The sequence below is a fragment of the Microvirga tunisiensis genome, assembly GCF_009296175.1.
GTDB lineage: Bacteria > Pseudomonadota > Alphaproteobacteria > Rhizobiales > Beijerinckiaceae > Microvirga > Microvirga tunisiensis.
Window position 1 is genome coordinate 1 of the sequence record NZ_VOSK01000359.1, and the last position, 5,684, is coordinate 5,684.

Sequence of the window (5,684 nt, forward strand, 5' to 3'; positions counted from 1 at the left end):
GGCTTACAACCGGGGCGTTTCATGCTTGCAATGCCTATCCAAGCTCACGACCCCAACATCTGCGTCGGCACGGAACTGGGCCGGTGCCTCGAGCACCTAGCCTGCCTCATCATCACGAGGGATCTGGTTTGCCTCCAACTAATCGAGCCCGATCGAGAAGAGGTTCGCTGCGCTGATCCAGTTGTCGTGTCAGCTCTTGAAGGACCCAGCGTCTAGCGCGGCGTGCTGAGGATCGTTTCATCACCACCCCCGCGTGCTCAGGGCTTCAGCGGCGCGGTCTGCTGGACGTATCGATGATGACAAGGTTTCCGGTGATCGGATCGAGAATGGTCATGGGCAGTCCTCTCCCGTTCTGGCAAAGGAGGAACGTGCTATGCCTGGATTGGATCAGGTTCACTTGAGGATATGGTTACGCGACGGTTAACGCGCTCAGGCACGGGCATCCTCAAAGCAAAACGGAGCTTTGCATCCGCCGTCGGCTTTGGAGGAGAGTGCTGATCTCTGACCCTGCATCAGATCAGCAAGGGCATGGTCGCCGCGGTATGGTTAATGCATACCTAACAAACCCCTACCCGGCTGAGCATCGAGCGGGGGTTTGTCAGGAGCACGATACAGAATGAACTCATCCTTGCCGAACTTCAGACGCCTTATCCGTCCAGTCAGATTGGATCGAAGGAGAGACCATGGACTTCACGGAAGAGACGACGAAAGCCGCGAACATCCTGATGTCAGAGGCGACGTTGGACGAACTGCGAGAACTGGCGCAAGACCTGCGCGCTCTGGCACCCGACAGCGCCCTCGCTGACCTTGTCGAAGTCAAGATAGAGCAGATCTCGGCCGAGGGAGGCCAGGATTAGCGCCCCCCGCTGTGCTTGGGCTAGTACCTCAAGGCTTGGCCCAACTCGATGACATAAACGCGCTTCCGCGAATTACGCAGATTGGCTCACGGGGCGTTGAGCGTGACAGAAGGTTTGCCCTACATTTATCGGGCTCTTGGTGCCCGACATAGAGGATCTTCGATGAAGCTCTGCTACTCTCCAGGAGCATGCTCTCTGGCTCCCCAGCACTTCCTCCGCAATGCCCTCGATCACCTGCCGCGCAAGGCCGATGATGACTGCCTGCAGGAGCTGCGCTGGCTCTACGACCGCCGCTCGGTCGAGGAAGCCCGGCGGGATCTGACCGCCTGGATTGCCAAATGGGAAGCCCGCTATCCGCGCCTGGTGGCCTGGGCCGAGGAGACGACCGAGGAGACGCTGACCTTCTACCGCTTGCCACGTCAGCACCACAAGCATCTCAAGAGCACCAACATGCTCGAGCGCCTCAACGAGGAGATCCGCCGGCGCACTTACGTGGTGCGGATCTTCCCTAATGCCGCCTCATGCTGCCGGCTCGTGCGGGCCCTGGCGGTGGAGACACACGAGAACTGGCTCGAAGCCCACCGCCACCTCAACATGGAGGACCAGCAGGAGCACAAGAAAACCACTCTTCGCGAAGCCGCTTAGCCAGCCTGTATGGCCGCCCCGCTTTGCAGAACTTGACGCACACAATCATCTTGTTCGTGGTCATCTCGAACTCAGCAGGTTCTTCTGTTATCCCACATGAACCTGTGCAGGGCCCTGGTGCGTTGTTTCGTGGCTGCACACTCGCAAAGTTGACGCAAGGGGTAACACCGCTAGAGAGCCCTCTCCCGTTGCCTCGCCTATATCGCGGCCGCAGGAGGTGACACACGACCACCCCAATACGAAGACCTGCTTGGGAGTAGCGCTGGGGTACTTAGGAGGACGATCATGGCTGGTGATGACACAGGCAAAGCTCACAGGCTGTTGGCGGAAAACGCGCCCGGGCCGGACGTGATGCTAGGTCTTTGGGCCTCGTGGATGGATCGGATTTCTGACGCCGCTCAAGCCTCGGCCGGCCAGAGCAAGCCGTGGTGGCAGATGACCGCCGACGCCCCCTTACCTGACGTGCTTAGCGGTGGGACAAGGCAGCTCGAGGAGGGTCTGTCGAAGGACCCGACGCTTCGCTCCATCGACCAAATGTGGAACGCCAATCCATTGCGAGAGGTCGTCCCTGTGGATTGGGCCGAAATCACCCGGGCCTTGCGCATTGTCTGGCTCCGCTCTCTCGGGAAACCCAGGGCGGCCCAGGCCGTGGTGGACTTCAATCAGGATCTGTGGCGCTCGGGGCTGCAGATCTGGCAGGAGGCCGGACAACGCTGGCTGGGCCTGGCAGGCCTTTCGTCGGACGATGGGCAGTCGGCTCGCTCGCCGGACAAGCGATTCGCCGCACCCGAGTGGCACACGAACCCCGCTTATCGCACCCTCAAGGAGGTCTACCTTCTCGCATCGGACTGGTTGCTGAAGCAGTCCGACGCGGACAACGACCTGGACGAGGCCGAGCGGCAGCGCATCAACTTCCATCTGCGCCAGTTCGTGGACGCCATGAGCCCAACCCTGATGCTGATGTCGAACCCCACTGCCCTTCATAAGGCGATTGAAACGGGCGGGGCCAGCGTGGTCGCCGGCGCCCGCAACCTGATGACCGATATCAAGGCCGGGCGCCTCAGCATGGTGGACGCGGAGGCTTTCGCTCCCGGGCGCAACCTTGCCCTCACGCCCGGGAAGGTGGTCTACCGCAATCGCCTGATCGAGCTGATTCAGTACGCGCCCACAACGGAGGAGGTTCACAAGACCCCGCTGCTGATCCTGGGGCCCTGGATCAACAAGTACTACATTCTCGACATGCAACCCAAAAACAGCATGATGCGGTACCTGGTCGAGCAAGGATTCACCGTGTTCGTGGTGTCCTGGAAGAACCCGGATGCGTCGATGGATGACATTGGTATTGAGGATTACATGGACCTCGGTCCCCTCGCGGCCAGCGATGTCATTCGCGAGATCACCGGAAGCCCCACTGTCAACGTGATGGGGTATTGCATCGGCGGGACGCTGCTGACCATGACATTGGCCGCCCTCGCGGCCAAGGGCGACAAGCGGTTCAATGCCGCCAGCTTCATGGTCTCGCTGCAGGATTTCTCGCGCGTGGGCGACACGGCGGTGTTCATGGATGAGCCGGCGATCGACCTGATTGAGCGGCAGATGATGGAGCGGGGCTATCTCGACAGCCGTGAGATGTCGAACATGTTCAACCTGCTGCGCTCGAACGACCTGATCTGGGCCAACGTGGTCAACAACTACCTCTTGGGCAACAAGCCGCCGGCCTTTGATCTCCTGTACTGGAACAGCGACGGTACCCGTATGACCCGGGCGGCCCACAGCTGGTACCTGCGCAACACCTATGTCGAGAACAATCTGATCGAGCCGGGCAAGATCACGCTCAAGGACGAGGCGATTGATCTGGGCCGTATTCGTCAGGACACCTATGCCGTGGGGGCGGAGAAAGATCACATCGTGCCCTGGGATGCCGCTTGGCGGGTTACACAGCTGTTTGGCGGTGACGTGCGGTTTGTGCGGGCCTCCAGCGGTCATATCGCAGGGATCATCAACCCTCCCGGTGGCAAAGGCGCCTACTGGACCCGGGAGAGTAGCGACGCAGCAGCGAGCAGCCCCGAGCAGTGGTTGCAAAGCGCCAGCCGCCATGAAGGGAGCTGGTGGCCGGACTGGACGCTGTGGCTTTCCGCCCGCTCTGGTCGGAAGAGCGCACCACCACCGATGGGCAGCGCGAAGTACCCACCCCTGCTGGATGCGCCCGGAACCTATGTGATGGAAAGATAGGATGGCCGAGGTGAATCCGAGTACCAATCGTACCGCGTAGCCCGGTTTGGTTGACCTCAGTAGCGATATAAGAGACCGCCGTTCGGCAGTCCATCTGTTGATGCTGGAGCAGGATGTCAGATGAAGATCACCATGGATGTTGAGTGCACGCCTGAGGAGGCACGGGCCTTTCTAGGACTACCGGATGTGAAGCCGATGCAGGAGCAACTCATGCGAGAGGTGCAGGACCGCATGACCGCGAACATCCGGGCGATGGAGCCGGAAGCCATGCTGAGAACCTGGCTTCCGGCGACCCTCAAAGGATTCGAGCAGATGCAGGAGATCTTTATGTCCCAGATGACTGGTACGAAACGGGAGTGAGTGACAGCAAGAGGCTCAGTTGCATCGATCAGACCCAATTGATCTCTGCCCTTGACGAAAGTCTGCGGACGTTGACACCGGCCGGACGGGCTCGTCCTGGAGAATTTGCTTTCCGTCCGGCCGATCATCGGGTCGGCTAGTCGCCAGCCTTCGATGATTTCTTCTGTGCCGAGGACCGTCTGCGGTCCTTGCTGCTCTCACTATTGCCGCGCTCCTCGCCCGACGGGCCGCCGAATGCGCTCGTCACGACTTCGCCGGCAGCTCCGATCGCAGCCGCTGCAACCTCCAGCGGAGCGGCGACGATCTCAGCGCCAAGGCTTCCCGCAGCCGATACGGCCTCCCTACCCTGCTGCGTCTCGCTGCCCTGTCTCTGCTCATCGCCCTGCGGCTTTTCAAGCACGTTCGCGACCGCCCTGAGGGCCTCCGCCATCACCGTGCGGGCCTGCGGGGAGGTGAGCGTTGTCTCAAGACTCGAGAGCCACACCATCGGGTTCAGCACGCTGCCCTGCGAGCGGGATGCGGAGCGGGCTGATGTCGTGGAACGGGACTTTGATGCACCGGAGGTCGAGCGTGCCGCCGTGCGCGATCCTGCGGAGGAGCGTGCCTTCGTAGGGACAGCCTGGGACTTCCTCGCAGACCGGGAGCCGGCCATTGCTTTGGGCTGTGTGCGCTTGGAAGCGCCAACTTCCTTCTTGGTAGCCGAGCGGGAGGCAGATTTCGACGCTGTCTTCTCCGGCGCCTTCCGGCTCCTGCTGGGTTGTGAGGTCCCATCCTTCTGTTTCTTCGCCATAGTCATTCCTTCGTCTGCTGGGGCCGTAAGCCGGCCGTGCCGAGGAACAGTGGTCCTCAACCATGACAATGACAGCGTGGCCGTTCGGTTCACATGCACCTGGAAGCAAAGACCGAGATCCTTGCCGTAAAAGCGTTGGAGCAAGTCTGTGGCCGGCAGTGGAAGGTTCGCGCCGGGGTAGGCTCTGAAGCTCCTCACTCCATCTGAAGGCCTCTGTGGATGGCTCCCACATTGCAAGAGCTGATTTGATGTTCTGACGTGTTGGTCGGGTTCAGTCTTCTGCCCGGCCTGTTGACGCAGCCGGATTGTGAATCGACACCGAAGCTTTGACCCTTCCCAAGGGAAGCGCAAAGCCGGAATTTAGCGCCACAGAATGAGAATCTGGCGGGGTCATCATCGGCGCCGATGATGACCCCACTGATACGACGAATTCGCTAACAACGTCATGTGCGTAACCGTAGTCGGCGCAAGGGTCCGTGTTCGATGCTGATTTACAGTCCGCTACTTCGCGTCTATGTCAAAGGGCAGGCATCTCGGTCGGGAGCGTGGTCCTTGGTGTGAGATCTGATCAGGAGACCGCAATGCCCATCGTCCAGCATGTCTATTGTAGCGCCATCATCAGCAAGAAGATGTGTGATGCCTTGACGAGCTATGTCTTATCGATCAGTGCCGTCAAAGGTGGCATCGACGAATTCGTGGTCTACCTCGTGACGGGTGGCGGAAATCCGGGTTCTGGAATGGAGCTCTACAACTTCTTCAAGGCCAGACCCGAGCGCACCACCATCTACAACATGTCGAGC

Annotated in this window: 5 protein-coding genes and 1 pseudogene; 5 read left to right on the top strand and 1 reads right to left on the bottom strand. The window is 60.3% G+C overall.

Annotated features, from left to right (window positions below; all coding sequences use genetic code 11):
- Positions 1-683 precede the first annotated feature (683 nt).
- The 4 genes and pseudogenes from FS320_RS46435 to FS320_RS36525 all read left to right on the top strand — a co-directional run bounded on the left by FS320_RS46435 (position 684) and on the right by FS320_RS36525 (position 4,094).
- Entirely contained in the window at positions 684-857 is a 174-nt protein-coding gene (locus FS320_RS46435) for a hypothetical protein (protein ID WP_162866321.1), read from the top strand.
- 207 nt (positions 858-1,064) lie between these two features.
- Positions 1,065-1,502, top strand: a pseudogene (locus tag FS320_RS36515) (transposase); the annotation flags it as partial.
- Between the two features lie 648 nt (positions 1,503-2,150).
- Positions 2,151-3,734 (top strand): PHA/PHB synthase family protein, encoded by a 1,584-nt coding sequence (locus tag FS320_RS36520; RefSeq protein WP_342211967.1) that lies wholly within the window; start codon positions 2,151-2,153, stop codon positions 3,732-3,734.
- 120 nt (positions 3,735-3,854) lie between these two features.
- Entirely contained in the window at positions 3,855-4,094 is a 240-nt protein-coding gene (locus FS320_RS36525; protein WP_036359725.1) for a DUF6489 family protein, read from the top strand.
- Between the two features lie 136 nt (positions 4,095-4,230).
- On the opposite strand, the gene FS320_RS36530 is transcribed toward FS320_RS36525, so the two are convergent.
- Positions 4,231-4,884 carry a hypothetical protein gene (locus FS320_RS36530; protein ID WP_152717226.1) on the bottom strand — a complete coding sequence of 218 codons (654 nt, stop codon included), beginning with the start codon at positions 4,882-4,884 and terminating at the stop codon, positions 4,231-4,233.
- Positions 4,885-5,465: 581 nt separating this feature from the next.
- On the opposite strand from FS320_RS36530, the gene FS320_RS36535 reads away from it, so the two are divergent.
- The coding region (locus tag FS320_RS36535; RefSeq protein ID WP_152717227.1) for a hypothetical protein at positions 5,466-5,684 on the top strand (219 nt) is incomplete at its 3' end.